This is a genomic window from Rathayibacter sp. AY1A2, assembly GCF_002930935.1.
Taxonomy (GTDB): domain Bacteria; phylum Actinomycetota; class Actinomycetes; order Actinomycetales; family Microbacteriaceae; genus Rathayibacter.
The window spans coordinates 28,652-55,372 of sequence record NZ_PSTP01000008.1; the positions used below are offsets into that span (position 1 = coordinate 28,652).

A 26,721-nucleotide genomic window follows, 5' to 3' on the forward strand; every position below is an offset into this window, starting at 1 on the left:
CATGACCGTCTGGAGCCAGCTCGTCGGGCAGGAGCACGCCATCGGCGCCCTGCAGGACGCCTCGACGCCCCGGGACGACCGTGGCCGGGAGTCGTCGTCGATGACGCACTCCTGGCTCATCACCGGCCCTCCCGGGTCCGGCCGCTCGAACCTCGCCTACGCGTTCGCCTCCGCACTGCTCTGCCGCCACGGCGGCTGCGGGGAGTGCCCCGACTGCCGCCAGGTCGCCGCCCGCTCCCATCCCGACCTCGCCGTGCTGACGACCGAGCGCGTGATCATCTCGATCGACGAGGTGCGGCGGCTGGTCAGCAGCTCGCAGTACTCGCCCTCGGTGTCGCGCTACCGCGTCATGGTCATCGAGGACGCCGACCGGATGAGCGAGCGCACGTCCAACGTGCTGCTGAAGGCGCTCGAGGAGCCGCCGGAGCGCACGGTCTGGATCCTGTGCGCCCCGAGCGAGGCCGATCTGCTCCCCACCATCCGCTCCCGCGTCCGCTCCGTGCGGCTCCGCGTGCCGAGCGTCGAGGACGTCGCCGGTCTCCTCGAGCGCCGCGACGGGGTCGACCCCGAGACCGCCGAGCGCGCCGCCCGCCAGGCTCAGAGCCACATCGGGATGGCGCACCGCCTGGCGACCGACGCGAACGCGCGCGAGCGCCGCGAGGAGACGCTCCGCATCGCCCTGCGCCTCCGCGGCGTCTCGGACGCGGTCCTCGGCGCTGCGCGGATGATCGAGGTCGCGACCGAGGACGCCAAGGCGATCACCCTCGAGCGCGACGAGGCCGAGCGGCAGCAGGCGCTGCGCTCGCTCGGCGTCGAGCCCGGGGGCACCGTGCCCGCGCAGCTCCGCTCGCAGCTGCGGGCGCTCGAGGAGGATCAGAAGCGACGCGCGACGCGGAGCCTCCGCGACGGCCTCGACCGGATCCTCGTCGACCTGCTCTCCCTCTACCGCGACGTGGTGCGCCTCCAGCTCGGAGCGCCCGGCGGCGTCATCAACGAGGAGGTCCGGACCGAGATGACCGCGCTCGCCGACGCGACTCCGCCCGACCGCACGCTCGCCGTCCTCGACGCGATCGCGACCGCCCGGCAGCGGATCGACGCGAACGTCTCCCCGGTCCTCGCTCTCGAGGCGCTGCTGGTCGTCGCGGCGCGCCGCCCGGTGGCCGCGTGAGGCGGGGGCGCCGGTCGGCCGTCGTCGTCGCGCTCGCCGCGGCCGCGTCCCTCCTGACCGGCTGCTTCGCGCCCGGCCCGAGCGTCGACCGGACCTCCACCCCCTATCCGCAGACCGTCGACGACTCCCTGGAGCGCTACTACTCGCAGGTGCTGGTCTGGGACGACTGCGGCGACGGCGCTCTCTGCACCGACGCGACAGTCCCGCTCGACTGGGACGACCCCTCGGGAAAGACGGCGTCGATCGCCCTGGTGCGCCGACCGGCGACGAAGGGACCGGCGATCGGCTCCCTGCTCGTGAACCCGGGCGGACCGGGAGCGTCGGGCGTCGACTTCATCCGCGACAGCGCCGACTACGCGGTCGACTCCGCGCTCGCCGCCCGGTACGACGTCGTCGGCTTCGATCCGCGCGGAGTGGGCGCCTCCACCGCGGTCTCCTGCCTCGACGCCGCGGGCCTCGACTCCTACCTCTACGACATCACGCCCGGGGAGCGGGGCAGCGACGAGTGGGTCCAGGCGCAACGCACGTCCGCCGCTGCGTTCGCCGCCGCCTGCCAGGAGCGCAGCGGGCCGCTGCTGCCCGAGGTCGGCACCCCGAGCGCCGCCCGTGATCTCGACGTGCTGCGCGCGGCGCTCGGCGACGAGACGCTGCACTACCTCGGCTACTCCTACGGCACGTTCCTCGGAGCGACCTACGCCGGGCTGTTCCCGGACCGGGTCGGCCGCCTCGTCCTCGACGGCGCGATCGATCCGGCGGCCACCTCGTTCGACGTGGTGCGCGAGCAGGCGAAGGGGTTCGAGAGCGCACTGCGCGCCTACCTCGCCGACTGCCTCCGCTCGGACGACTGCCCGTTCACCGGCACCGTCGACGCGGGGATGGCCCAGCTGAAGCGCATGCTCGAGGACGTGGACGCCTCGCCGATCCGGGCCGCCGACGGCCGTGAGCTCGGCGCGAGCACGCTGTTCACCGCGATCGTCTACCCGCTCTACGACGCCACGGCGTGGGGAGCGCTGAGCGAGATGCTGGCCGGCGTCCGCCGGGGCGACGCCGCGGTCGCGTTCCAGTACGCGGACGCCTACAACGGGCGCGACGCGGACGGCCGGTACGCGGACAACACCACCGAGGCGTTCCTCGCGATCAACTGCGTCGACTACTCCTACGACGCCGACACCGCCTCGATGCGCGCCGGCGAGGCCGCTCTCGGGCAGGCCGCGCCGACGATCGGCCGCTACATGGCCTACGGCGACATCCTCTGCAGCGAGTGGCCGGCGGCGTTCGAGGGCTCCCGCGAGCCGATCACCGCGGAGGGCTCGGCGCCCATCCTGGTCGTGGGCACCACGAACGATCCCGCGACGCCCTACGTGTGGGCGCAGGCGCTCGCGGGCGAGCTCTCCGCCGGTCACCTGGTCACCTACGACGGCGAGGGCCACACGGCCTACAACAAGTCGACGTCCTGCGTGAACGACGCGGTCGACGCGTACCTGCTCGAGGGGACCGTCCCGGAGGTGGACCCGAAGTGCTGACCGAGCAGGAGCGGTCCCGCGAGCAGCAGCCCGGGCTCCGCGAGCGCAAGCGCCTGGCCACGCGGCGGGCGATCGAGATCGCGGTCCTCCGCCTCGCTAGCGAGCGCGGGCCGGAGCGCGTGACCATCGACGACGTCTCGCGCGCCGCCGACGTGTCCACGCGCACCTTCTTCAACTACTTCGCCTCGAAGGAGGACGCGCTGGTCGGCGGGCTCCCGGTCATCGCCGACGAGACGGCGGCGGCGTTCGTCGCGGGCCGTGGCGCCGTGCTCGAGGACCTGCAGCGGGTCTTCGTCGCCGCGATGGAGGAGCCGCTCGAGGAGGACCGGGAGCTGCACGTCCTCCGCCGCGCGCTCTTCCGCGAGCACCCGCATCTGGTCGGTCTGAAGATCGCGGGCATGCGCGAGTTCGAGCTCGCGGTCGAGGGGCTCGTCGCCGAGCGTCTCGGCCAGGAGGACGACGACGCGGAGCGGATGCGCAGCCGGGCGCGGATGCTGACGCTCCTCGGGCTCGCCGCGGTCCGCCACGCCTGGGCGGCCTGGGTCGATCACGACGGCCGGGAGGCCCTGCCCGGACGCATCGCCCGCTCCTTCGAGGAGCTCCGCGGCGCGCTCGCCTGAGCCGAGCGCGGTGGTCGCCGCCGCCGTCGCGGAGCCTCTGCTCGACCGCGCCGTCCTGATTCACGCCCGGGGGCGCGAGCAGGCTATGCTGTGTAATCGTGTCCGGGGCTCAGGCCCCGCGTGCACGCCGCCTTAGCTCAGTCGGCAGAGCGTCTCACTCGTAATGAGAAGGTCGTGGGTTCGATTCCCACAGGCGGCTCCCTCTCCCGTCATCCGCGACGTCCCGGCCGGATCCGCGAGTTCCCGGCCTCATCCGCGACGTCCAGGTCGCGTCGAACTCGCGTCGCTACCCTGTTGCGGATGACCGACACGCCTCCTCCCCGCCGTCGCCGCACTCTCGTGGTCGCCGCGGTGCTCGTGGCCGCCGTGCTCGGTGGCGGCGCCTTCGGCGTGGGGACGGCCCTCGGCAGCGCCACGGAGCCCGGGGCGCTGCCCGTCGTCTCGACCCCGACCGCCACCGCGACTCCCACCCCGACGCCGACGGCCACGGCGCGGCCCACCGCCGAAGCGGCGGCCGAGGCGCTCCGCACCTGCTCGGTGGCGGGGCTCGCCGCCGACCCGCGCCTGGGCTCGATGCAGGCGCGTGTGGTCGACGCCGCGACGGGCGAGGTCCTGTTCGACCGCGGGGGCGGGACCGCGTCCCGCACCGCCTCCGCCCTCAAGATCCTCACGGCCGCGTCGGCGCTCGCGGTCCTCGGCCCGGACACGCGCATCGCCACCACCGTGGTCCGCGGGAGCGAGCCCGGGAGCGTCGTCCTCGTCGGCGGGGGAGACCTCACCCTGACCCGGCTCCCGACCGGCCGGGAGTCGACCTACGCCGGAGCGGCCCACCTCGACGATCTCGCGGCGCAGGTCGAGAGCGCCTGGGAGGCCGACCCCTCCACCGCCGGGACGCCGATCACGTCGCTGGTGCTCGACTCCTCCCTCTACTCGGGCGAGACCTGGCAGCCGACCTGGAACCGCAAGGAGCAGGTCGACGGCTACATGCCCGAGATCACGGCGCTCCAGGTGGACGGCGATCGCGAGGACCCCACGGCCTCGACCTCCGAGCGCGGCACGGATCCGGTCGGCCGGGCCGGAGAGGCGTTCGCCGACGAGCTGGACGGCTCGCCCGTGGTCTCCACCGGGACCGCTCCCGCGGGCGCCGCGGTTCTCGGCTCGGTCGAGTCGGCCCCGGTCGGCACGCTCGTGCAGCAGATGCTGCTCGTCTCCGACAATGCGATCGCCGAGATGCTCGCGCGGCTCGTCGCGATCCGCACCGGCGCGGGCAGCGACTTCGCTGCCGAGCAGGCCGGTGTGCTGCAGGGGCTCGCCGGTTACGGTGTCGACACGTCCGGGATCGCGATCGTCGACGGCTCCGGTCTGAGCGACGGCAACGCGGTCGCGCCGGCGTACTTCACCGAGCTGCTCCGGAAGGTGCAGGCCCGCGAAGGGCAGCTGGGGATCCTCCTGGACGGCCTGCCGGTGTCGGGCCGGACGGGCTCGCTCTCCTACTCCGACCGCTTCGCCGGCGACAACGCCGCGGCCGACGGCGCGGTGCGGGCGAAGACGGGCTGGATCGACACCGGCTACACCCTGGCCGGCGTGGTCACCGCGGCGGACGGCACCGAGCTGACCTTCGCGGTCTACGCTCTCGGCGACGTCTCCGACTCGGCGAAGACCGCGATCGACACCCTCGTGACGGGCGTCTACCGCTGCGGATCCTCGCTCTCCGACTCCTGACCCGGACGGGTCGACCTCCCGCTCCTCCTCTCCACCTCCTCCCGGAAGGCCCACGATGACCACCGCACTCCTGATCGTCGACGTGCAGAACGACTTCACCGAGGGCGGCGCGCTCGCCGTCACAGGCGGCGCGGCCGTCGCCCAGGGCATCACCGCGCATCTGGCGGCGCACGCCGACCGGTACTCCGCGGTGCTGGCCTCCCGCGACTGGCACGAGGGCGACTCCGACAACGGCGGCCACTTCGCGGTGGAGCCGGACTTCGTCGACAGCTGGCCCGTCCACTGCGTCGCCGGCACGGACGGCGCGCGGTTCCACCCGGCCCTGGACACCGCTCGGATCGACGTGCAGATCCTCAAGGGGCAGGGCCGCCCCTCCTACTCGGCTTTCGAGGGCACGACGGAGGCGGGCGAGGAGCTCGGCGCCGTGCTCGCGGAGCGGGGCGTCACCGCGCTCGACGTCGTGGGACTCGCGACCGACCACTGCGTGCGCGCCTCGGCACTCGACGCGCGACGGGCGGGGCTCGAGGTCCGCGTGCTCGAGGACCTGATCGCGGGCGTCTCCGAGGAGGCGAGTGCCGCGGCGCTGCGCGAGCTCACGGAGGCGGGAGTCCGCGTCGAGCGGTCCGTCTGAGGGCTCGTCCCTCCACAGGGCTCAGGGAGGCGCAGGTCCTCGCGGCTCCCGGCGACCCCGCCCCCGGAGCGATCGCCCGTCCTACACTGGGAGGACGAGAAGCTCCTCCCGGCGCGGTCTGCGCGCTCCGATCCGAAGAAGTGGTTCCCTCCTGTGACTGATTCCGTCGCGTCCCGCGCCGCCGAGACCGCTCTGCTCGCCCGCATCCCCACGCAGCTGCTGATCGGCGGCGAGTGGGTGGACGCCTCAGGCGGCGGCTCGATCGACGTCGAGGACCCGGCCACCGGAGCGGTCCTGGTCTCGATCGCCGACGCGACTCCGGAGGACGGGGTCCGGGCGCTCGACGCCGCCGTCGCCGCCGGTCCGTCGTGGGCCGCGACGGCGCCGCGGAAGCGGGGCGAGATCCTCCGGCGGGCGTTCGACCTCCTGCAGGAGCGCACCGAGGAGTTCGCGCTCCTGATGGCGCTCGAGATGGGCAAGCCGGTCGCGGAGGCGAGGGGCGAGGTCGTCTACGGCGGCGAGTTCCTCCGCTGGTTCAGCGAGGAGGCGGTGCGCATCAGCGGACGCTACGGAGTCTCGCCCGAGGGCAGCGGCCGGATGATCGTCTCGCAGCACCCGGTGGGCCCCTGCTACCTCATCACCCCCTGGAACTTCCCGCTCGCGATGGCGACGCGGAAGATCGCTCCGGCGCTGGCGGCGGGCTGCACCGTCGTCGTGAAGCCGGCCGAGCTCACTCCGCTCACCACGCTCGCCTTCGCGGCGCTGCTCGCCGAGGCGGGGCTCCCCGACGGCGTGCTCAACGTGGTCACCACGTCCTCGGCGGGAGCCGTGTCGGCTCCGATCCTGTCGGATCCCCGCCTGCGGAAGGTGTCCTTCACCGGCTCCACTCCCGTCGGGCGCACGCTGCTGCAGCAGGCGTCCGAGAACGTGCTGCGGACCTCGATGGAGCTGGGCGGCAACGCGCCCTTCGTCGTGTTCGAGGACGCCGACCTCGACCGGGCGGTCGAGGGCGCGATGCTCGCGAAGTTCCGCAACATCGGCCAGGCCTGCACGGCCGCCAACCGCTTCTTCGTGCACGAGTCGATCGCCGAGGAGTTCGCCGCGCGGATCGTGGAGCGCGTGCGCGCTCTGCGCGTCGGCCGCGGCACCGAGGACGGAGTGACCATCGGCCCGCTGATCGACGAGCGCGCGGTCGAGAAGGCGTCCGCGCTGGTGGAGGACGCCGTCTCCCGCGGCGCGCGCCTGCTCACCGGCGGCGATCGGATCGAGGGGGCGGGCCACTTCTACCGGCCGACCGTGCTCGCGGGGGTCGACCGGGAGAGCGAGATCCTGCGCACCGAGATCTTCGGCCCGGTCCTCGCGATCGTGCCGTTCACCGACGAGGACGACGCCGTCGCGCTCGCCAACGACACCGAGTACGGACTGGTGTCCTACGTCTTCACGCGCGACCTCGCCCGCGGTCAGCGGATGATCGAGCGGCTCGCCACCGGGATGATGGGCCTCAACGTCGGCGTGGTGTCGAACGCGGCGGCGCCCTTCGGCGGGGTGAAGCAGTCGGGCCTCGGTCGCGAGGGCGGACTCGAGGGGATCCACGAGTACCTCAGCACCAAGTACACGCTCACCCCCGACCCCTTCGCCTGATCCGGTGGAGCGGATCGAGGTCACCGCGCTCGACGACCCGAGGCTGCGCGACTACGCCCACGCCACGGACGTCGCGCTGAAGAACGCTCGTGGTCCGCACGGCCTGTACATCGCGGAGTCGGCGCTCGTGCTCGAGCGCGCGATCGCCGCCGGGCACCGGCCGCGCTCGGTGCTCGCCCTCGGCGGGTCGGCAGGCGAGGCCGAGCGCCTGGTCGGCCGCTTCGACGTCCCCGTCTTCACGGGCCCGGGTGAGCTCCTGGCCGAGCTCACCGGGTACACCCTGCACCGCGGCCTGATCGCGGCGATGGACCGGCCCGTGCTGCCCGACTCGGCCGGCCTGCTCGCGGGAGCGCGCCGCGTCGTCGTGCTCGAGGACGTGGTCGACCCGACCAACGTCGGCGCGATCTTCCGCTCCGTCGGGGCCATCGGAGCCGATGCGGTGCTGGTGACGCCGCGCTGCTCCGATCCGTACTACCGCCGCGCCATCCGCGTCAGCATGGGAACCGTCCTCCAGGTGCCCTGGACGCGCGTGGGCGACTGGCCGTCGACGCAGCGGCTCCTGCACGGAGCGGGCTTCACGATCGCGGCGATGGCTCTGACCCCGGAGGCGGTGCCCCTGCGGGACTTCGCCGCCCGCGCTCCGGAGCGCATCGCCCTCGTGCTCGGCACCGAGGGGCAGGGTCTCACCGCCGAAGCGCTCGCCGCCGCCGATGTCGCCGTCCAGATCCCGATGCGGCACGGGATCGACTCGCTCAACGTCGCTGCGGCGTCGGCGGTCGCGATGTGGGCGCTCGCCGAGCCCTCCTGAGAGGTGCGCCTGTGCCCCGTTGGGGGTGCCACTGAGACCTGAGAGCGCGCCCAGCGCTCGCCGGAAGCATCGACTGCGCTACCGTGGCCGCACTCCTGCCCGCAGCCGTCACGAACGAGGTCGTCCATGCTCCTGCGCACGACGCTTCGCCCGCCCGTCGCGCTGCTCGTCGGAGTCGCGCTCGCACTGAGCCTCACCGCCTGCTCCGGTCCCGCCGCGGAGGTGCCGGACGGGACCGTCCGCGACTCCGGCTCCGTCGCGACCGCCGCCCCGGCGCCCACCGGCACAGCCGATCCCGAGAGCGGCGCGCGCATGACCCGCCTGATCAGCGACTGCCTCGCCCGCTACGGCCTGAGCGACCGGCCGTCGCTCGCGAGCCCGCTCGCGGAGGAGGAGGTCCGCCTGGCGGCGCAGCGCGCCCGGGACGCCTACGACGCCACCCTGACCGACTGCTCGGCGCAGGCGCTCGCGTCCGGAGAGCCGAGCAGTGATCCGACGGGGGAGCCCGGCAGCGAGCCGACCGACGATCCCGACGCCGACTCCACCCCCGCTCCGGCGGGTTGACCGTGCGACTCGAGGGGACGTCCGCGCTGATCGCGGGGGGAGCGTCCGGACTGGGAGCCGCGACGGCGACGGCGCTCGACGCCGCAGGAGCGCACGTGGTCGTGCTCGACCTGCCGCACGCGGTGGAGGCCGCGCGTCTGCCCGCCTCCGTGCAGCTGATCGCCGGGGACGTCCTCGATCCGGACGCCGTCTCGCGCGCCGTGGAGGCGGCGGGGGAGCTGCGCGTCGCCGTGAGCTGTGCGGGCGTGGCCCCACCCGGGCGGCTGCTCGGACGCGACGGGCCGCTGCCGCTCGAGCAGTTCGAGCGGGTGCTGCGGATCAACACGACCGGGACGCTCAACGTGCTGCGCCTCGCCGCGGCGTCGATCGCCGAGCGGGAGCCGGTCGACGGGGAGCGGGGAGTCCTGGTGACGACCGCCTCCGTCGCCGCCTTCGAGGGGCAGATCGGGCAAGCGGCCTACGCCGCGTCGAAGGGAGCCGTGGCGGCGATGACCCTGCCGCTCGCGCGCGAGCTCGCGGCCCGGCTCGTGCGCGTGGTGTCGATCGCACCGGGCACGTTCGACACGCCCCTGCTCGCCGGGCTGCCGGACAGGGCCCGCGAGGCGCTCGGCTCGGCGACGCCGCATCCGGCCCGCCTCGGACGCCCCGAGGAGTTCGCGGCCCTGGTGCGGCACATCGTCGAGAACCCCATGATCAACGGCGAGACCATCCGGCTCGACGGGGCCCTGCGGCTGCCGCCGCGCTGAGGGACGAGCGGGCGCAGGCTGCCGGTCGAGACGTGCGGGCGTCTCGAGACGCCGCTGCGCGGCTGGTCGACCGGCATGAGGCAGCAGCGGTCGCGAGACGCCGCTGCGGCGTCCGTCAGACGAGCAGCTGGTGCTTGGCGAGGTCCCGGTAGAGCGGCGTCGACTCGACGAGCTCGGAGTGGGTGCCGACTCCCACGACCTCGCCCTTCTGCAGCACGACGATGCGGTCGGAGTCGACCACCGTCGACAGGCGGTGCGCGATCACCAGCAGGGTCCGGTTCTCGGCGACCGCGTCGATCGCCAGGCGCAGGCGCTGCTCGTTGAGGCCGTCGAGGCTCGACGTGGACTCGTCCAGCAGCAGGATCGGCGGGGCCGCCAGGAGCGCGCGGCCGATCGCGAGGCGCTGACGCTCACCGCCCGAGAGCATCACTCCGCTCTCGCCCACCGGCGCGTGCAGGCCGAGCGGGTTGCGCTCGAGCACGTCGGTCAGGTTCACCGCCTCGAGCACCCGGAGGCAGTCGGCGTCGTCGGCGTCGGGGCGGCCGAGGACGAGGTTCTCGCGGATGGTGCCGGCCAGGACCGGGGCGTCCTGCTCGACGTAGCCGATCTGCGCGCGGAGCGCGTCGCGGTCGATGGCCGTGATGTCGACACCGCCGAGTCGGACGACGCCGGCCTCCGGGTCGTAGAACCGCTCGATGAGGGCGAGGATCGTGCTCTTGCCCGCTCCCGACGGCCCTACCAGGGCGGTGCGCTTGCCGCGCGGCACGGTGAAGGAGACGCCGCGCAGGACGGTGCGGTCGCGCTCGTCCGCTACGGCCGCCGCGTCGGGCACGGCGCCCTCCTCGTAGGAGAACACCACGTCCTCGAAGGAGATGGCCTCCTCCGCCACGCCGGCGCCGAGGCCGCCCGCGGAGGCGTCGCCGTCGCCCTCGATCGGCAGATCGATGATCTCCTGGATGCGGCCGAGGGCGCCCAGCGCCGAGTTCACCGAGGTGATGGCGCCGATGAAGTTGCCGAGCGGCATCACCATCATGAAGAGGAAGAGGATGAACGAGACCAGCTGGGCGATGTCGATCGCGCCGGACGCGACGCGGTAGCCGCCGACACCGAGGACGGCGAGGAAGGCGACCTGCATGGCGATCCCGGCCACCGGCACCACGAGGGCCGAGACGTGCGCGACGCGGATCCCGAGGCGGTACGCCTCCGTCGCGTGCTGGTCGACGACCGCGATCTCGCGATCGGTGGCTCCGGCGGCACGGATCGTCCGGACGGCGCTGATGGCGCGCTCGACGGCCGCGGCCAGATCGCCGACCTTCTCCTGGGCCTTGCGGCTGGCGGTGCGGATGCCGCGGCCGAGGGTCAGCGCGAGCCCGAGGGCCACCGCCACCACCGCCACGATGATCAGCAGCAGCACCCAGTCGATGACGGCCATCGCGATGATCGCGCCGACGAAGACGAGGGAGCCCGCGATCGAGTCGACGAGCCCCTGGGTCAGCACCGCGCGCAGGAGCGTGGAGTCGGAGCCGACGCGCGAGACGAGGTCGCCGGTGCGGCGCGCGTCGAACTCCCGGATGGGGAGGCGCAGCAGCCGCGCGACGAGGCGGCGGCGGCTCGAAAGCACGATCCCCTCGCCGGTGCGCTGGAGCAGGTAGTGCGCGAAGCCCGAGATCAGCCCGGAGGCCACGACCAGGCCGACGAGGGCCCACACCAGCGGGCCGAGATCGAGACCGGACTGGACCCGGGTGATGATCTGGCCGACGAGCAGGGGCTGGCCGAGGCTCGCCGCCGCTCCGAACAGGCTGAGGACCACGACGACCGAGAGGATGCCGCGGTGCTCGAGCAGGTAGGGCACGAGCTGCGAGAAGGAGGCGCGGGGTCCGTCGTCGCGGGAGGGTCGTCGTCCGCCGCGCCGGGAGGTGGTGGTGCTCATCGCCGTCCATTCTGCCCCGTCGTCGCTGCGAGCAGGCCGCCAGAGGGCGGGCCCGGTGCTCAGGGAGGCAGCGGAGACGCGGACGGCCCGCTGGGGGATCCCGACGGGCCGTCCTCCGCAGGGAGTCCTACGAGACGTTGTCGTGGTACGACGCGTTCTTCGTCTCCTTGGAGAGCAGGAGCGCGATCAGCGTCAGCACGGCCGCGGCGCTGAGGTAGAGGCCGACCAGCACGGTGCTGCCGCCCGCCGCCCTCCAGAGCGCGACCGCGATGATCGGCGCGAGGGCCGCTCCGAGGATCGACGCGAGGTTGTACGCCATCGCCGAGCCGGTGTAGCGGACGTTGGTCGGGAACAGCTCGGGGAGGACGGCGCCCATCGGGCCGAAGGTCAGGCCCATCAGCGTGAAGCCGAGGATCAGGACCGCCATGACGCCCGCGAAGCCGGCGCTGAACAGGGGCACGAAGAGCAGGCCGAAGACGAGGATCGCCGCGGTCACCACGAGCAGCGTGCGCCGGCGGCCGAAGCGCTCCGCGAGCGGGCCGGAGACGAGCGTGAAGATCCCGAAGAACACGACGCCGACGATCAGCATGACGAGGAAGTCGTTGCGCGTGTAGCCGAGGCCCGGAACCGCGCCGTCGACGGGCGAGGTGCCGTAGGTCAGCGTGAACGTGGTCATGAGGTAGAAGAGCACGTAGGTCGCCAGCATGATGAAGGTGCCCAGGATGAGCGGGCGCCAGCTGGTGACGAAGACGCGGGCGAGGGGCAGCTTGGCGACCTCGCCCTTCTCGACGACCTTCTGGAACGCGGGCGTCTCGACGAGCTTGAACCGCACGTAGAGCCCGATGATCACGAGCACGGCGCTCGCCAGGAACGGCACGCGCCAGCCCCAGGCCGCGAACGTCTCGTCGCTCATCGTGCTCGCGAGCACCAGGAACAGGACGTTGGCGACGATGAAGCCGATCGGTGCGCCCAGCTGCGGGAAGGTGCCGTAGATGGCGCGCTTGCCGGCCGGTGCGTTCTCGGTCGCGAGCAGCGCGGCTCCGGACCACTCGCCGCCGAGGCCGAGGCCCTGGCAGAAGCGCATCACGACGAGCAGGAACGGAGCGAGGAACTCCCAGCCGGGCGTGAGCGCGGTGGGCAGGCAGCCGATCAGGAAGGTCGCGACGCCCATGGTGAGCAGCGAGGCGACGAGGGTGCCCTTGCGGCCGACGCGGTCGCCGAAGTGGCCGAAGATGATCGACCCGATCGGGCGCGCGATGAACGCGACGCCGAAGACGGCGAAGGAGGCGAGGAGGGCCGTGGCCGGGTCCTCGTTGACGAAGAAGAGCGACGGGAAGACCAGGACGGCGGCGGTCGCGTAGGCGTAGAAGTCGTAGAACTCGATCGAGGTGCCGATGAGGCTGGCGAGGATGACGCGGCCGCGGGAGTTCTGCGGGGCGGCTGCTGGCGCGTCGGAGACGGCGGGAGAAGACATGAGGGAGGGGCTCCGTGTGGACGGCGGCTCCCCCCGAGCCGGCGGGGCGGGGCGTCGATCGGGCGTCGCGGATCGCTGGGGCGAGGGGGAGGAGAGAGGGGTCGCTCGTGACGACCCGACCACTTTACTCCGTGTTCTCCCAGGTTCGTGTGCGGGCGGCCCCAGGACGGGGGCCGCCCGCAGTGGTTCAGCCGCGCAGCGAGCGGAGGAGCAGAGCGGTCGAGACCGCCGCCTCGGCCGCCTCGCGCCCCTTGTCCTCCTTCGAGCCGGGAAGGCCCGCGCGATCGATGCCCTGCTGCTCGGTGTCGAGGGTGAGCACGCCGAAGCCGACCGGCTTGCCGGTCAGGATCGAGACGGTGGTGAGCCCGGAGGTGGCGGCGTCCGAGACGTACTCGAAGTGCGGGGTGCCGCCGCGGATGATCACGCCGAGGGCGACGACCGCGTCGGCCCCCGCCTCCAGGGCCGCCTTCGAGGCGACGGGCAGCTCGAACGAGCCGGGCACGCGCACGAGCGACCAGGACGCTCCGGCCTCGTCGAGGGCTCGGCCCGCTCCGGCGATCAGACCGTCGCTGATCTGCTCGTGCCAGGTGCCCGCGATGACGACGACGCGCAGTCCCGCGCCGTCGAGAGGGGAGGTGGTGGGGGCGCCGCTACCGGCCATTGCTACTCCTTCGTGGTGGCGCCGGCGATCCCGGCGTCGAGGGCGAGGCCGGAGATCCCGGCGTCGAGGGGGTCGTGGTCGAGGACGCTGTCGAGGGTGTGGCCCATGCGGTCGCGCTTGGTCTCGAGGTAGCCCTCGTTGAAGGCGCCGACCCCGACGACGAGCGGCACGCGCTCGGCGACGACGATGCCGCGGTCGGTGAGCTGGCGGACCTTCTCGGGGTTGTTGGTGAGCAGGCGCACCTCGGTGAGGCCGAGGTCCTCGAGGATCCCGACCGCCGCTCCGTAGTCCCGCGCGTCGGCGGGGAGCCCGAGGGCGAGGTTCGCGTCGAGGGTGTCGAGTCCGTCCTCCTGCAGGCGGTAGGCGCGCAGCTTGTTGATCAGGCCGATGCCCCGGCCCTCGTGACCGCGGAGGTAGACGACGACGCCGCCGTCCCGCTGGATCGTGTCGAGGGCGGCGTCGAGCTGGGGCCCGCACTCGCACTTCAGCGAGCCGAACGCCTCGCCGGTCAGGCACTCGGAGTGCACGCGCACCAGGGCGGGCCGCCCCGCGGCGACCTCTCCCGCGAGGATCGCGACGTGATCCGCTCCGGTCTGCCGGTCGCGGTAGGCGCGGATACGGAACGGGCCGTGGGTGGTCGGCACCGTGGTCTCGACCTCGAAGCTCACCCGCGCGCTCTCCGGAACCGCGACCGTGACGGGCACCTCCGCGTCGCAGTGGAACTCCTGCAGGTACGCGATGAGGGCCGCGACCGTGGTCACCGGCACGCCCTCGCGCTCGCCCAAGGCGATCAGGCCGGGCAGCCGCATCATCTCGCCGTCCTCGGCGACGATCTCGGAGATCGCGCCCACGGGGTACAGGCCGGCGAGCTTCATCAGGTCGACCGCCGCCTCCGTGTGCCCGTCGCGCTCGCGCACGCCGCCGTCGACGGCGCGCAGCGGCAGGATGTGGCCGGGGCGGTTCAGGCGGGAGGGGGTCGCCTCGGGGTCGGCCAGCACGCGGAGGGTGTGCGCGCGGTCGGAGGCGCTGATGCCGGTGGAGAGCCGGTCGGCCGCGTCGACGGACAGCGTGTAGGCGGTGCCGCGCGGGTCCTCGTTCTCGACCACCATCAGCGCCAGGGCGAGGCGGTCGGCGATCTCGTTGGTCATCGGCGCGCAGATGAACCCGGAGGAGTGGCGGACCATCCAGGCGATCGTCTCCTGGCTGGCGAGCTGGGCCGAGACGATGACGTCGCCCTCGTTCTCGCGGCCCTCGTCGTCCGCGACGATGATCGGGCGCCCGGCGCGCAGCGCCTCGACGGCCTCGGGGATGGTGGCGAGGCTCATGAGCGGGCCTCCGCGATCGAGCGCAGGGCGAGCATCCGCTCGACGTGGCGGGCCAGGACGTCGGTCTCGATGTTGACCTGATCGCCGATCGCGCGCGCGCCTAGCGTGGTGACGGCGAGCGTCTCGGGGATCAGGGAGACCTCGAACCACTGCTCCGGCTCGGCGGCGGGGCTGATCGCCGAGACGGTCAGCGAGACGCCGTCGACCGCGATCGAGCCCTTGTCGACGACGAGCGGAGCGATCTCCGCCGGCAGCGAGAACCGCAGCACCCGCCAGGCCTCGCCCGGTGCGATCGCGAGCAGCGTCGCCGTGCCGTCGATGTGGCCCTGGACGATGTGGCCGCCGAGCCGGTCGCCGACCAGCGCGGCGCGCTCGAGGTTCACGGGGTCGCCGACGCCCACGGTGTCGAGGGTCGACATCCGCAGGGTCTGCGCCATGACGTCGGCGGTGAAGCCCTGGTCGGTGTGCTCGACCACGGTGAGGCAGACGCCCGAGACCGCGATCGAGTCGCCGTGCCGCACGCCCTCGACGGCGAGGGGCCCGCGGATGCTGAGGCGAATCGCGTCGGCGCCCGCCTCGACGGCGGTCACGACGCCCTTCTCCTCGATGATTCCGGTGAACATCAGTGGGTCTCCATCTGCAGGGCGTGGGGGAGGCGGGCCGGGGTGCCGGCACCGCCCGCGGGGAGGACGTCGGGGCGCGCGGTCACGAGGAGGTCGTCGCCGAGGATCTCGACCGAGCGGAGGGAGAGGCGCCGGGCCCCGCCGATGCTCTCCACGCCGAGATCGCCGAGCGCGACGCGGGGGCCGCCGAGGAGCGCGGGCGCGAGGAACACGAGGTACTCGTCGACCAGTCCGGCGGCGACGAGCGCGGAGGCGAGGGTCGGTCCGGCCTCGACGTAGACGCTGCGGATCTCGGCGGAGTAGAGGTGCGCGAGGACCGCGGCGAGGTCGCGGGTGCGCTCGACCACGACGGCGCGGGGGTGCTCGTGCAGGCGGGCGCCTGGCGGCACGGGGCGCGTGCCGACGACGACGGGCACCGGCTGGTGGGCGAGGAGCTCGCCTCCGTCGCCGCGGGCGGTGAGCGCGGGATCGTCGGCGAGGACGGTCCCGGTGCCGACGAGGATCGCGTCGTGCGCGGCACGCTGCTCGTGCACGCGCTGCCGGGCCGCCGCTCCGGTGATCCAGCGGCTGCTGCCGTCCGCCGCCGCGGTGCGGCCGTCGAGGGTCGAGGCCCACTTGAGCGTGACGAAGGGGCGGTGCAGGCGGGTCGCGGTGAGCCACGGGTGGAGGAACTGCTCTCCCTCCTCGGCGAGCACGCCCTCGATCACCTCGACGCCGGCCTCGCGGAGGGTGCGACCGCCGCCGGCCGAGCGCTCGCCCGGGTCCGGCACAGCGTAGACGACGCGGGAGACGCCCGCCTCGATCAGGGCGCGGCTGCAGGGACCCGTGCGCCCTGTGTGGTCGCACGGCTCGAGCGAGACGACGGCCGTCGCGCCCTCGGCGGCGCCCGCCGCGACGTGCGACAGGGCGTCGACCTCGGCGTGCGCGGTGCCGGCTCCGTGGTGCCAGCCCTCGCCGAGGACGGTGCCGTCGGGCGCGAGGATCACGCAGCCCACGCGCGGGTTGGGTCCGCGGGCGGGCCCGCGCTCGGCGAGCGCCAGCGCCCGGCGCATCGCGTGCTCGTAGTCGATCGTCATTCCCGGTTCTTCCGTTCGTCGCCGAACTCCGGGGTCTCGATCGACGGTGCGCGGGCACCGTCGCTCAGCATCGCGCGGTGATGCGCGACGCTCGTGCTGCCTCTCCTCCGGACTTTCACCGTCGGTCCTGGAGTTCCACCAGGTCAACCGCCGCCCCTCTCGAGGGGCTGCGGCTCGCGGACTGTGACCGCCGGTTCGGAATTCCCACCGACCCCGGAGCACGTGCTGTCCGGTCAGCCTACTCACCCGCCGCCCGGAGGGAGCCTCCGCGCGTCACACTCCCGGCGCACGGTCGGCTCCGTGCGTCCCGGAGCCCGTCGGCGCTGCGGTCGCCCGTCGTCTCCGCACGGTGGACGGCCGCGCTGCGTCCCCTCCGTCGATCACTCTTCGTTTGCCGTAGATGTCGGTTGCATCCCAAATTGGATAGTCCGATCGTTCGACTCCGGTTGGCGTATACCGGCCGGGCTGGTCAGAAACGGAATGTCCTCCACCGGCGACGGAGATTTTCGCCGCTCAATGGCGCGACGAGAATCTCCGTCGATCGAGGCTCCGAGGTCAGCTCTCCCGCTCCTCCGCGCGCATGCGCCTCCTAGCGCGTCGAGCTACCTCCACGGTAAAAGCAGTGAGGACCAGTCCCGTTCCAGGCCCGACGAAGGGCGTGAGAACGGCGCGTGCATCGGTGAACCAGAACAGAAGCAATAGAACCGCTGTACCGCCGAACAGCAGAAGCGCCAATCCTCCAAGGATGGGATTGCGCAATTCTCGGCGCATCGCCCGACTGAGATCGTGATCAGAGGCCATTGAATCTCCTTCGCTGTTCTTCGCGCGCTCTAACAGCGCTGGATGACCGGGTGCAGAGAGCCACCTATAGTGAGGTAGCGTGCGCCGAGGCACTGGCCAGAGTTGTTCGCTTGAACTGCGGCGACGTGGAATACGGCGCCGTAAGCGCCGCACACCGCTCCGAGGGGGGCGAATGCGGCCGTCATTGATCCGCACAGTAATCCTGCCGCTGCTGCGGTAGATTGCGACGCGGTTTTCGTCTCGGTTCTGTTGAGCATGATTGTACAGAATGCGATGTCACAGGCGAGGCTGGGGTCGGCGACCACGGGATAGGATGCGCCCGTGTGATGCACTCTCTGCACCAGCGTGCCGCCGTCGATCGAGAAACTGGTCCTGACAGGAGCGCCGGTGGAATCTGAGGCCCAGGCCGGATTTATGAAGTTGACGGTCCGTCCGTGTGAATCCTTCACCGCAACCGAGTGGTCGATGAACTCAAGGATGGCGGGTTCTCCATCCACGGTCACGTCGAATCTGTAATCAGATGGGGCTGCCTGGTCCTTGATGAGAGCAAAGCCCGCATTGAGAACATGGCCTGCCCCTGTGAACGCGTAATCGTATGAGTCGCTCATGTTGTAGACGAGCGCGCCTGAAGGCCCGACGCTCGCCGATCAGACAGCGGTTCCTGGAGTGATGCCGACGCTGTGGTTCCTGTATTCGACCGTGAGGCCGGACTTCGTCGAGAGGGAGCCGCTCGGCTCCAGGTGCTCTGATTCGGAGCTTAGTCGAGCGGCGCGTTCACTGGAGGCGGCGATAGGCGTGAGCAAGCCGAAAGATTGCATTGTCGATTCTGCTGTTCGGGTCGCTGTGACGACTCCCGGATCGGCCGTCGCAGGTGTCGCGACCAATGAAGTGAAAGCAAGTACGGTGCCCATGAGCAGCGCTCGAACCGATCTTCTGGTGCCTGGCAAGAACATCTCCTTCTCTCAACGTCATCTTTGACACCAGTCACAATTGCAGGGTTATCGCAGATCATCAATGATCGGGCGGGTTCCAGAAGTCCGATGGCGCGTTCGGAGGACCATTCGCCTAATGGTGTCCTCGGCGGGTCGCTCTCGTCGAGTCCCGCGCGACGGAGGGCGCTCGGTTCAGTTCCGGTGCTCGTCCACCCAGCGCGGGAACGGGTCCGCGTACTCCGCCCAGGCGGCCGGGCCGGCCAGCAGCTCCTCGGGGGTGAGCAGGCAGCTCTGCAGGACGGCGGTCAGCCTCCCGGTGTCCAGGCCGGTCCCGAAGAAGGCGAGCTCCTGGCCCAGAGGCGCGTCCTCGTCCCAGCTGAGCAGGCTCGTCGGATCCAGGGTCAGCACGTCGCCCGCGACCGACCACGAGCCGACCCGGTCGGCGCGGGTCGCCAGACGCACCAGGCCGCGGGAGCGGAGGATGCGCCCCACCTTCTCCGCCACCAGCTCCCCGTGCACGGCCGCGCTGAGGCGGCCGGGGTGGAAGGGCAGCGGATCGCGGAAGACGAACTCCTGCACCGTCGTTCCCGCGAGCCGTCGGCGGGAGGTCCCGTTGAGGGCGCACTGCCAGCCCATCGAGGAGGCGATCGCGTGCGCGCGCCGGAGATGGAGCCTCCGGGGCTCCGCCGGGTGCTCGCCGACGGGGACGAGGTCGGCGGAGGGGGCGAGCGCTCGCAGGATGTCGCGGACGAGCGCGGTCCGCTCGGGGTCGCTCTCGGAGAGGGGCTCGGCGAGGGCGATGAGGCTCGAGAACTCCAGGCGGGTGGCGAGGCGCTCCGCCGAGTCGAAGGAGGGGCCCGCGCCGCCGCAGAGCACGCGCAGGATCTCCTCCGTCGACGTCACGGCGACCACGTCGAGGATCGCGATGCGGGTGTCGGCGGGATGCCGCTGCGCGCAGAGGTGCTCGAGCACGAGTCCGATCTCGAGCGGGTCGGCCTGGCCATCGAGGGCGACGACCGTGTGACCGCGGTGGCCGTCGTCGGCGTCGGCCGCGAGGCGCCGGTGGAGCTCCTCGGCGAGAGCGGGACCGTCGGCGCCGGGCGGATCGACCTCGAAGGCGATCCGGGACTCGGGCCTGCCGGCGAGGAGCGCGGCGGTCCGCCCGGCGTCCCGGGGGTCGGTCGCGCTGACGAGGGTGACGGCGAGGACGGGGGGTGCGGGGTGCTGGGGCTCCATGAACCGCTACTCTATCGATAACAGTTCTCATTAACGACAGGAGCATCCGTGAAGGTCCGCAACTCCCTCAGGTCGATGAAGGCACAGCCCGGATCGCAGGTCGTCCGCCGCCGGGGCCGCGTCTTCGTGATCAACAAGCTGAACCCGCGCTTCAAGGCCCGTCAGGGCTGAGCGCCGACCGGAGGGTGCGAGCCCTCCCGTCGCGCACGGCCTCAGTGCTCGTCGTAGTGGCCGGAGTGAGCGGCGTGCTTGTGGCCGTCGTGGACGAAGTCGACGTGGTCGTCGTGCTGCACGGTCTCGTGCCCGCAGGCGTCGCCGTGCTCGTGGTCGGCGGTCGAGTGCTCGGCCTCCGACTCGTGCTCGTCGTAGTGGTCGCCGTGCAGGGCGTGGTGGTGCGTGCCGTGGACGTAGTCGACGTGGTCCTCGTGCTGCACGGCCGGGTGGCCGCAGCCCTCGCCGTGCTCGTGCTCGGTGACGGGGTGCTCGGCGTGGAGATCGGTGGTGCTCATTGTGCTGCCTTTCCGGATGCGGGGGCCGCGGACGCGACGGGCTCCAGTCGACCAGATCCATAAACGCATTGCAATGGATGCGCCTAATCGAGAGCGATCATCGTTCCCGACAGGGACGGAGGTCACCCCTCCAGGGCGTGCCGGACAGCGTCGTCGACGATGTGCGTGACGTGGGTGTCGGCGACGGAGTAGTGCGCCTCGCGGCCCACGCGCTCGACCGCGACCAGCCCGGCGGTGCGGAGCATCCGCAGGTGCTGCGAGACCAGCGGCTGCGAGAGCCCGGTCACCTCGGCCAGCCGCCCGACCGTCGACGTCTCCTCGGCGAGGGCCCGGAGCAGGCGCAGCCGGGAGGAGGAGGACAGCACCTTGAAGAGCTCGGCGGCGGGTTCGAGGTCCTCGGTCATCTGCTCATGTAAGCAGAGGTGCATGCGCCGTGTCCGCGCGGCGCCCCGCGCGCCTCCGGCTACCCTCGGTGCGATGGACGAGGACAGGTACGGGCAGGACGTGCTCGCCGGCGACTGGCGCGCCCGCGGCAGGGTCGAGGTGGCGGTGGTCGAGGCCGAGCGCGATCTGGTGGTCGAGGAGGTCGCCTCCGGCTTCGTGGGTGCCGTGCTCGGCGTGGAGCTGCGGATGGTGCGGCTGGAGGACCGGTTCGGCAAGGTCCGCGTGTTCCCGCTGGGGCCCGGGTTCCTCCTCGAGGGGAAGCCCGTGTCGCTGAAGGCGCCCGGGCTGAAGCGCGACGCCGGCCTCGGTCGCGCGCGCTCCGCCTCCGGCTCCTTCCACGTCGCCGACGCGAAGGCGCGGGTCGCCCTGCCCAGCCGCATCTACGTCGAGGGCCGGCACGACGCCGAGCTGGTCGAGAAGGTCTGGGGCCACGACCTGCGGGTCGAGGGCGTCGTCGTCGAGTACATCGAGGGCGTCGACAACCTCGACGAGCTGGTGCGAGAGTTCCGGCCCGGTCCGGGCCGCCGCATCGGCGTGCTCGTCGACCACCTGGTGCGCGGCTCGAAGGAGTCGCGGATCGCCGAGCAGGTCGCCGCCGGTCCGCACGGCGCCCACGTCCTCGTCGTCGGCCACCCCTACATCGACGTCTGGCAGGCCGTGAAGCCCGGCCGGATCGGCCTGGAGCGCTGGCCCGAGATCCCTCGCGGAACCGAGTGGAAGCACGGGATCTGCGAGGCGCTCGGCTGGCCGCACGAGGAGCAGGCCGACATCGCGCGCGCCTGGCAGCGCATCCTCGGCCGGGTGCGGACCTTCCAGGACCTGGAGCCGGCGCTGCTGGGCCGGGTCGAGCAGCTCATCGACTTCGTGACGGAGCCCGCATGACCCGGCGCGCGGGGCTCGGCCTCGCCCTCGACGCCGTGCTCGTCCTGGTCTTCGTGCTGATCGGCCGCGGGAGCCACGACGAGGGGTCGGCGCTGATCGGCCTGCTCACCACGCTCTGGCCGTTCCTGGCGGCGCTCCTGCTCGGCTGGGTCGTCACGCGCTCGTGGCGCTCCCCGGACCGGATCGTGCCCGCCGGGCTCGTCGTCTGGGCGGTGACCGTCGCGGGCGGGATGCTCCTGCGGATCGCCTCCGGGCAGGGCGTGCAGTGGAGCTTCGTGATCGTGACGGCCGTCGTGCTGGCCGTGTTCCTCCTCGGCCGCCGCGCTCTGACGCGGCTGATCGCCCGCCGGCGCTAGGCGGACCGGCGGCTCAGCCCACCCGCACCCCGAAGTGCTCCGCGAACAGCGGCAGCAGCAGGCTGAGCTGCAGCTCGGAGAGGGTGGCGCCGCGGAGGCCGTCCAGCCCGGTGAGCACGTGCAGCTCGGCGCCGCGCAGATCGAGGTGCTCGATCCGGGCCCGGGAGAGATCGAGGGAGCGGACGTCGCAGTCGACCAGGCGCAGCCGCGTGCCGGTCGCACCCGCCAGGTCGAGCTCGTCGATCGTGCAGCGCTCGAGCAGCACGTCGCGCACCGCGGCGCCGCGGAGGTTCAGGTAGCCGAGCTTGCAGTCGGCCACGCGCACCTGCTCCCAGGTGCTCTCGTAGAGCTCGGCCGAGCCCAGCCGCGAGGCGAGCAGCTCGACGGATCGGAGCCGGCTCCGCGGCGCCGAGAGCCCGGGGACGTCCAGCCGCTCGAGCCGCGACTCCGCGATCGACGCGGCCCGCAGCTGGGCGCCGTCCAGGACCACTCCCTCCAGCGCGCACTCGCTGAAGGAGGCCGCGGTGAGATCGGCGCCGGTGAGGTCGGTGCCGGCGAAGCGCAGCCCTTCGGCGTGCTCCCGGGCGCCCGTGTCCCCGGCGTACCCCTCGGCGAGGCCGTCGAGGAGGAGGGGGTCGAGCCGGGGAGGAGCGGTCGCGTCGCGCACGCGGCGAGCCTAATGCTGGCACCATGGCGGCATGCCCCGCCTGCTCGCCGTGTGCCGCGTCGCCCGCCTCCTGCCCGACTCCGGCACGGTCGGCGCGACCGCGATCGACAAGCGGCCGGTCGAGGGTCCCGTCGGAGTGCGCGACCTGGGCCTCTACGGCGACGTGCAGGCCGATCGCGCGCACCACGGCGGCCTCGACAAGGCGCTCTACGCCTACTCCGACGAGGACGCGCTCTGGTGGGCGGAGCGCCTGGGGCGGCCGCTGGCCGCGGGGATGTTCGGCGAGAACCTGCGGATCGCGGGCCTCGACGTGAGCGGAGCCGTGATCGGCGAGCGCTGGCGGATCGGCGAGGCGGTCGAGGTCGAGGTGACGATGCCGCGGACGCCGTGCGCGACGTTCCAGCGGGCCCTCGGAGAGCCCCAGTGGGTGAAGCGCTTCGCCGACGAGGGGCGCACCGGCGCGTACCTGCGGGTGCTGCACCGCGGATCGGTGGAGGCGGGCGACGCCGTCGAGGTGCTGAGCCGGCCCGGGCACGGCGTCCCGGTCGACCGCTGGTACCGCGAGCACAGCCCGGCGGACGCGCAGGCGCTCCTCGAAGCGGAGGAGGCGGGTGCGCTCCGGCCGGCTCCGGCGCTGCGGGCGTCGATCGAGCGGGCGCTCGTCTGACCCGGTCTACTCCCCGCGCGCCTCGCGCTTGAGGCGGCGCTTGACCGCTCGCTCCGTCAGCACCGTCAGGTAGTCCTGCACGGGCCGGTCCTGCAGGTCCGCGAGCTCCTCGCGCACGAGCGGCGCGACCTGCTCCTCGGAGTGGTCGGGGAACTTCTTGCGCACGTTCGCGGTCACGTCGCGCACCACCTGGTCGAGATCGAAGTCGGTCGTCATGCGGTGATCCTGGCCCCTCCAGGTGAACAGGAGGGGCGCGGAGCCCACGGCCCCGCGCCCCTCCTCCGTGCCGATGGTCAGCTCGCGGCGACGGCGATCTCGTTCGGCGTGACGTCGAGCTCGCCCGTGGCGACGACCTCTCCCGTGGTGAGGTCGACGGCGTGGATGCTGTCGGCGGCAGGGTCGGTCACGTAGGCGATGTCCCCGGCGACCGTGATAGCGGGGTGCGGGTCCTGCCACTCGACCGGGCTCTCCCAGGCGTCGACGACGGGGTAGGAGGCGGTCAGCTCCCCGGTCTCGGGGTCGAGCACGTGGATAGCGCCGTCCGAGGCGATCATGTACGCCAGATCGTCGGGGCCGCGGGCGACGCCGCGGAAGGTGTACTCGACGCCCTCGGGCAGGTCGACGACGTCGAGGGTCTTCGCCTCGGTGTCGATCAGCGCCACGCGGTGCAGGAGGTAGCCCTCGGCGTCGCGGTCGTCCTTGTAGTCGCCGACGATGATCGGGCTGGTCTCGCTGACCCAGGCGTTGCCCATGCGGCCGTACGGCTGGTCCGGCGCCTCGAGCTTCGTGATCTCGCCGCCGTCGTAGACCAGGGCGCCGTTCTCGCAGCCGAAGACGACGACCTCGTTCTCGGCCGTGCCCTCTCCGTGGACACCGGGGCACTGGTCGTTCGTGGCCGTCACGGCGCCGGAGGCGTCGCGCACCTCGATGCCCTTGCGCCCGTCGGCGTCACCGACCGTGGTGAGGAAGGTGCCGTCCTCGAGGACGATCGAGACGCCGTGGTGCGCCTCGACGCCCGGGATGGTCTCGGTCTCGGGCATCCCGTCCGAGGACGCCAGGTCGGCGGTCTCGAGGACGGTCGTGTCGCTCGTGCCGTCGGCGTAGAGGACGGTCTTCCCGGCGTGCCGGACGACGTGGCCCGGGGTGTCCGCGGGGAAGACGATGTCCGTCAGCTCCGGCTCGCCGCTGGTGCCGGCGGCGGTGTCGAGGAGCTGGAACCCCTCGCTCATGGTGACCATGACGTGGCGGTCGTCGCCGGCGGGGTTGAGGCGGGTGAACTCCTCGGAGTCCATGTCCGCGACGGTCTCGAGGGTCTCGCCGTCGAGGACGAGGATGCCGCCCTCGTAGGCGACGGCGACGCGGGCGCCGGCGGCCGCCGCGGCCTCGGTGGCCGGTGCGGTGGACGCCGAGGACTCGGCGGCCGGGGTCGAGCTCGACGAGCAGGCCGCGAGGACCGTGATCGAGCAGGCGGCGATCAGGCCGAGGCCCGCCCGCCGGACGTGGGGATTCTGCATGGGTGCTTCTTCTTCCTGGTGGTGGATCGGAGGGCTCACGGGGAGAGCCCGGTGGCGATGCGCTGTGTGTTGACGCGCATCATGGCGAGGTAGTCGGGAGCGCCGCCCTCGGGCCCCGTCAGGGACTCCGTGAACAGTTCGACCACCTCCACGCGGATGTCGGCCTCGCTCGCGAGCGCCTGGACCAGGCGGTCGGGAGACGAGGACTCCGCGAAGATCGTGGGGACGCCGGTCTGCTCGACCGCGTCGACGAGATCGGCGAGGTCGGAGGCGGACGGCGCCGCGAGGGTCGTGCCTCCGGGGATGACGGCGCCGACGACGTCGAAGTCGAAGCGGTCGGCGAGGTACCCGAAGACGTGGTGGTTGGTGACGAGGGCGCGGCGCTCGGCGGGGATCGCGGCGAACGCCGCGGCCATCTCGGAGTCGAGCCGCTCGAGCTCGGCGCGGTAGCCGGCCGTCCGGTCCCGGACGGCTGCCGGATCGACGCCGTCGAGCGCGGCGAGCACGGGCCCGAGGGAGTCGACGACGTCGATCATCCGGCCGGGGTCCGTCCAGAAGTGCGAGTCCGGGCTCCCCTCCGCGTCGCCCTCGCTGTAGTCGAGGACGTCGACGGCGTCGCCGGCGACGAACGCGGGGACGTCCTCACCGGAGGCCTCGTCGAGGTGCTGCTGCAGGCCCTCCTCGAGTCCGAGCCCGTTCGAGACGACGAGGTCGGCGGAGCGCAGGCGCGCCGCCTCCTGCGCCGAGATCTCGAAGGAGTGCGGGTCGGCGTCGGGCTTCATCAGCGTGACGACCTGCGCCTCGTCGCCGACGAGCTCGCCCACGACGTCGCCGAGGATGTTGGTGGAGACGATGACGAGGGGCCTCTCGTCCTCCTCCGCGGACGTGCAGCCCGACAGGAACAGGACCGCCGCGGCGGAGGCGAGGGCCCAGCCGCGCCTCATCGGCCCGTCTCCGCCATGAAGGCCGGCTCGGTGGCGGTCTCGAAGGTGCGGGCGAGGCGCGCGCCGTCCGCGTAGTCGATCTCGTGCAGCTTCCGCTCGGCGGGCGCGCTGAGGTAGGCCCGCTGCTGGTCGGCGATCAGGACGGGCCGCGAGCCGTCCGCGGTCGTGTCCGCGACGAGGGGCGCGGTCTCGGCGAGGACCGCGCCGTCGGAGCCGTCGAGCACCAGCACGCGGCCGTCGGCGGCGAGGGCGAGGACGGTCTCGTCCGCGTCGTCCACCGCGGTGACCTGCGCCAGCGGGGCGGGAGAGGGGAGGAGGCTCCAGGAGCGCTCCCGGGTGTCGAGGAGCCAGATGCCCGCGTCCCCGGCGAGGCCGGCGACCGTGGGGCGGCCCTCACGGTTGTCGAAGGAGGCGGCGGGTGGCGCGGTGGTGCCGGCGGGGTAGGGGATCCGCTCGACGATGAGCTCCTCGTCCTCGATCGACGCCAGGAGTGCGCCGTCGGAGCAGCCGATGACGGCGCCGACGCGGGTGGTGATCGTCCCGGCGGGGTCGGGGCAGGCCTCGCGGAGGCCCGTCGGCTCGCCGTCCGAGTCGTAGCCGGCGACGGCCGCTCCGGATCCGGACCCCTCGGTCACCAGTGCGGACGAGCCGACGGGCACGACCATCCCGGGTCCGGGCTCGACGTCCTTCCGGAACCGCTCGACGATCGCGCCCTTCGACAGCGCCTCGGTGTCGAGGAGGACCGCCTCGCCGGTGTCGGGGAAGAAGAGTCCGGTTCCGCCGGTGGTCGAGAGGTTCGTCGTGGCGACGACGGCCGTCCCGGAGCCCTCGACCGTGCCGATCAGGCGGGGGTCCGCGCGGTAGTAGTGGAAGTGGTCGACGTGGTCCCAGGTCCACACGCCGCTGTCGACGATCTCGACGCCCGCATCGGTCTGGGCGAAGAGGTAGCGGCCGTCGGTCGTCATCGCGCTGGGTGCGCCGATGGTGCCGAGGCCGGTGACCGTCTCGTCGAGGAGGTCGAGGTGCGACACGGCGCCCGACGGGTCGATCGACGTCAGCCCCAGGCGCGGCTCGGCGAGCTCGGCGGCATTCGCGACGGCGCCGTGGCCGGAACCCGTGTCGTCCGCGGCCGGCGCGGAGGCATCGGTCGAGCAGGCGGCCAGGCCCAGCGCGAGAGCGCCCAGGAGGACGGTGGAGGCGGTGGTTCGGGAGTGCACGGAGTCCTTTCGAGGGTGAGCGGGGGAGGAGCGGTGCCGG

Annotated in this window: 29 protein-coding genes, 1 tRNA gene and 1 riboswitch; of the genes, 14 read left to right on the forward strand and 16 right to left on the reverse strand. The window is 72.7% G+C overall.

The genetic code is table 11. The features are described 5' to 3' along the window. Position 1: 1 nt before the first annotated feature. The 10 genes from C5B93_RS08960 to C5B93_RS09005 all read left to right on the forward strand — a co-directional run bounded on the left by C5B93_RS08960 (position 2) and on the right by C5B93_RS09005 (position 9,423). Positions 2-1,168, forward strand: a complete 1,167-nt coding sequence (locus C5B93_RS08960) for a DNA polymerase III subunit delta' (RefSeq protein ID WP_104222203.1) — start codon at positions 2-4, stop codon at positions 1,166-1,168. Further along, complete coding sequence (locus C5B93_RS08965; protein ID WP_104292276.1) at positions 1,165-2,691, forward strand: alpha/beta hydrolase; 1,527 nt, start codon at positions 1,165-1,167, stop codon at positions 2,689-2,691. The genes C5B93_RS08960 and C5B93_RS08965 overlap by 4 nt, the downstream gene beginning before the upstream one ends. Then, complete coding sequence (locus C5B93_RS17250) at positions 2,685-3,311, forward strand: TetR/AcrR family transcriptional regulator (protein WP_181068368.1); 627 nt, start codon at positions 2,685-2,687, stop codon at positions 3,309-3,311. The genes C5B93_RS08965 and C5B93_RS17250 overlap by 7 nt, the downstream gene beginning before the upstream one ends. 126 nt (positions 3,312-3,437) lie before the next feature. After that, positions 3,438-3,510: transfer RNA gene (locus C5B93_RS08975), tRNA-Thr, on the forward strand. Positions 3,511-3,611: 101 nt separating this feature from the next. After that, a complete protein-coding gene (gene dacB / locus C5B93_RS08980) occupies positions 3,612-5,033 on the forward strand; it encodes a D-alanyl-D-alanine carboxypeptidase/D-alanyl-D-alanine-endopeptidase (protein ID WP_104292277.1) in 1,422 nt (473 codons plus the stop codon). Positions 5,034-5,088: 55 nt separating this feature from the next. Next, positions 5,089-5,664 (forward strand): nicotinamidase, encoded by a 576-nt coding sequence (locus C5B93_RS08985; RefSeq protein WP_104292278.1) that lies wholly within the window; start codon positions 5,089-5,091, stop codon positions 5,662-5,664. A gap of 153 nt (positions 5,665-5,817) precedes the next feature. Continuing rightward, a complete protein-coding gene (locus C5B93_RS08990; RefSeq protein WP_104292279.1) occupies positions 5,818-7,305 on the forward strand; it encodes an NAD-dependent succinate-semialdehyde dehydrogenase in 1,488 nt (495 codons plus the stop codon). 4 nt (positions 7,306-7,309) lie between these two features. Next, complete coding sequence (locus C5B93_RS08995; protein ID WP_104292280.1) at positions 7,310-8,113, forward strand: RNA methyltransferase; 804 nt, start codon at positions 7,310-7,312, stop codon at positions 8,111-8,113. Between the two features lie 126 nt (positions 8,114-8,239). Then, positions 8,240-8,677: a hypothetical protein gene (locus C5B93_RS09000; protein WP_104292281.1), complete on the forward strand. Its 438-nt coding sequence runs from the start codon at positions 8,240-8,242 to the stop codon at positions 8,675-8,677. Positions 8,678-8,679: 2 nt separating this feature from the next. After that, positions 8,680-9,423: an SDR family oxidoreductase gene (locus tag C5B93_RS09005; RefSeq protein ID WP_104292314.1), complete on the forward strand. Its 744-nt coding sequence runs from the start codon at positions 8,680-8,682 to the stop codon at positions 9,421-9,423. A 115-nt stretch (positions 9,424-9,538) separates the two neighbouring features. Here C5B93_RS09005 and C5B93_RS09010 read toward each other — a convergent pair whose 3' ends face one another. The 9 genes from C5B93_RS09010 to C5B93_RS09040 form a co-directional block, all read right to left on the reverse strand. After that, the gene (locus C5B93_RS09010) at positions 9,539-11,353 is read right to left on the reverse strand and encodes an ABC transporter ATP-binding protein (protein WP_104292282.1); all 1,815 of its coding nucleotides are present in this window, start codon (positions 11,351-11,353) and stop codon (positions 9,539-9,541) included. 127 nt (positions 11,354-11,480) lie between these two features. After that, entirely contained in the window at positions 11,481-12,827 is a 1,347-nt protein-coding gene (locus tag C5B93_RS09015; RefSeq protein WP_104222221.1) for an MFS transporter, read from the reverse strand. Between the two features lie 187 nt (positions 12,828-13,014). Further along, on the reverse strand, positions 13,015-13,488 hold the full coding sequence (ribH, locus tag C5B93_RS09020; protein WP_104292283.1) for a 6,7-dimethyl-8-ribityllumazine synthase: 474 nt from the start codon (positions 13,486-13,488) through the stop codon (positions 13,015-13,017). A 2-nt stretch (positions 13,489-13,490) separates the two neighbouring features. Further along, entirely contained in the window at positions 13,491-14,813 is a 1,323-nt protein-coding gene (ribA, locus tag C5B93_RS09025; protein WP_104292284.1) for a GTP cyclohydrolase II, read from the reverse strand. After that, the gene (locus C5B93_RS09030) at positions 14,810-15,436 is read right to left on the reverse strand and encodes a riboflavin synthase (RefSeq protein ID WP_104268884.1); all 627 of its coding nucleotides are present in this window, start codon (positions 15,434-15,436) and stop codon (positions 14,810-14,812) included. Before C5B93_RS09030 ends, ribA begins: the two co-directional genes overlap by 4 nt. Then, positions 15,436-16,512, reverse strand: a complete 1,077-nt coding sequence (gene ribD / locus C5B93_RS09035) for a bifunctional diaminohydroxyphosphoribosylaminopyrimidine deaminase/5-amino-6-(5-phosphoribosylamino)uracil reductase RibD (protein WP_258068185.1) — start codon at positions 16,510-16,512, stop codon at positions 15,436-15,438. The genes C5B93_RS09030 and ribD overlap by 1 nt, the downstream gene beginning before the upstream one ends. Positions 16,513-16,603: 91 nt before the next feature. Continuing rightward, a riboswitch (FMN riboswitch) is annotated at positions 16,604-16,736 on the reverse strand. A gap of 331 nt (positions 16,737-17,067) precedes the next feature. Next, the gene (locus C5B93_RS16955) at positions 17,068-17,313 is read right to left on the reverse strand and encodes a hypothetical protein (protein WP_146078468.1); all 246 of its coding nucleotides are present in this window, start codon (positions 17,311-17,313) and stop codon (positions 17,068-17,070) included. Between the two features lie 29 nt (positions 17,314-17,342). Then, positions 17,343-17,921 carry a hypothetical protein gene (locus C5B93_RS16960; RefSeq protein WP_146078469.1) on the reverse strand — a complete coding sequence of 193 codons (579 nt, stop codon included), beginning with the start codon at positions 17,919-17,921 and terminating at the stop codon, positions 17,343-17,345. Between the two features lie 516 nt (positions 17,922-18,437). Continuing rightward, positions 18,438-19,481, reverse strand: a complete 1,044-nt coding sequence (locus tag C5B93_RS09040; RefSeq protein ID WP_104292285.1) for a GTP-binding protein — start codon at positions 19,479-19,481, stop codon at positions 18,438-18,440. A gap of 48 nt (positions 19,482-19,529) precedes the next feature. Between C5B93_RS09040 and ykgO the strand changes: the two genes are divergently transcribed. Then, the gene (ykgO, locus tag C5B93_RS09045; RefSeq protein ID WP_104226896.1) at positions 19,530-19,652 is read left to right on the forward strand and encodes a type B 50S ribosomal protein L36; all 123 of its coding nucleotides are present in this window, start codon (positions 19,530-19,532) and stop codon (positions 19,650-19,652) included. 41 nt (positions 19,653-19,693) lie between these two features. Here ykgO and C5B93_RS17645 read toward each other — a convergent pair whose 3' ends face one another. Continuing rightward, complete coding sequence (locus C5B93_RS17645; RefSeq protein WP_104257641.1) at positions 19,694-19,990, reverse strand: hypothetical protein; 297 nt, start codon at positions 19,988-19,990, stop codon at positions 19,694-19,696. Positions 19,991-20,112: 122 nt separating this feature from the next. Further along, positions 20,113-20,394, reverse strand: coding sequence for a helix-turn-helix transcriptional regulator (locus tag C5B93_RS09055; protein ID WP_104222235.1), 282 nt, complete (start codon positions 20,392-20,394; stop codon positions 20,113-20,115). A gap of 73 nt (positions 20,395-20,467) precedes the next feature. On the opposite strand from C5B93_RS09055, the gene C5B93_RS09060 reads away from it, so the two are divergent. Both C5B93_RS09060 and C5B93_RS09065 read left to right on the forward strand, forming a co-directional pair. Then, a complete protein-coding gene (locus C5B93_RS09060; protein ID WP_104226898.1) occupies positions 20,468-21,316 on the forward strand; it encodes a DUF3097 domain-containing protein in 849 nt (282 codons plus the stop codon). Continuing rightward, positions 21,313-21,672 (forward strand): DUF3054 domain-containing protein, encoded by a 360-nt coding sequence (locus C5B93_RS09065; protein WP_104292286.1) that lies wholly within the window; start codon positions 21,313-21,315, stop codon positions 21,670-21,672. The genes C5B93_RS09060 and C5B93_RS09065 overlap by 4 nt, the downstream gene beginning before the upstream one ends. Positions 21,673-21,685: 13 nt before the next feature. On the opposite strand, the gene C5B93_RS09070 is transcribed toward C5B93_RS09065, so the two are convergent. Further along, a complete protein-coding gene (locus C5B93_RS09070; RefSeq protein ID WP_104237705.1) occupies positions 21,686-22,339 on the reverse strand; it encodes a pentapeptide repeat-containing protein in 654 nt (217 codons plus the stop codon). Positions 22,340-22,370: 31 nt separating this feature from the next. On the opposite strand from C5B93_RS09070, the gene C5B93_RS09075 reads away from it, so the two are divergent. Continuing rightward, positions 22,371-23,006 (forward strand): MOSC domain-containing protein, encoded by a 636-nt coding sequence (locus C5B93_RS09075; RefSeq protein ID WP_104292287.1) that lies wholly within the window; start codon positions 22,371-22,373, stop codon positions 23,004-23,006. A 6-nt stretch (positions 23,007-23,012) separates the two neighbouring features. Here C5B93_RS09075 and C5B93_RS09080 read toward each other — a convergent pair whose 3' ends face one another. The 4 genes from C5B93_RS09080 to C5B93_RS09095 form a co-directional block, all read right to left on the reverse strand. Further along, on the reverse strand, positions 23,013-23,222 hold the full coding sequence (locus tag C5B93_RS09080) for a three-helix bundle dimerization domain-containing protein (protein WP_104262881.1): 210 nt from the start codon (positions 23,220-23,222) through the stop codon (positions 23,013-23,015). 77 nt (positions 23,223-23,299) lie between these two features. Further along, the gene (gene aztD / locus C5B93_RS09085; RefSeq protein ID WP_104292289.1) at positions 23,300-24,520 is read right to left on the reverse strand and encodes a zinc metallochaperone AztD; all 1,221 of its coding nucleotides are present in this window, start codon (positions 24,518-24,520) and stop codon (positions 23,300-23,302) included. 35 nt (positions 24,521-24,555) lie between these two features. Beyond that, positions 24,556-25,464, reverse strand: coding sequence for a zinc ABC transporter substrate-binding protein AztC (aztC, locus tag C5B93_RS09090; protein ID WP_104292290.1), 909 nt, complete (start codon positions 25,462-25,464; stop codon positions 24,556-24,558). Continuing rightward, positions 25,461-26,681, reverse strand: a complete 1,221-nt coding sequence (locus C5B93_RS09095; protein WP_104292291.1) for an ABC transporter — start codon at positions 26,679-26,681, stop codon at positions 25,461-25,463. The genes aztC and C5B93_RS09095 overlap by 4 nt, the downstream gene beginning before the upstream one ends. Between the last annotated feature and the right edge of the window lie 40 nt (positions 26,682-26,721).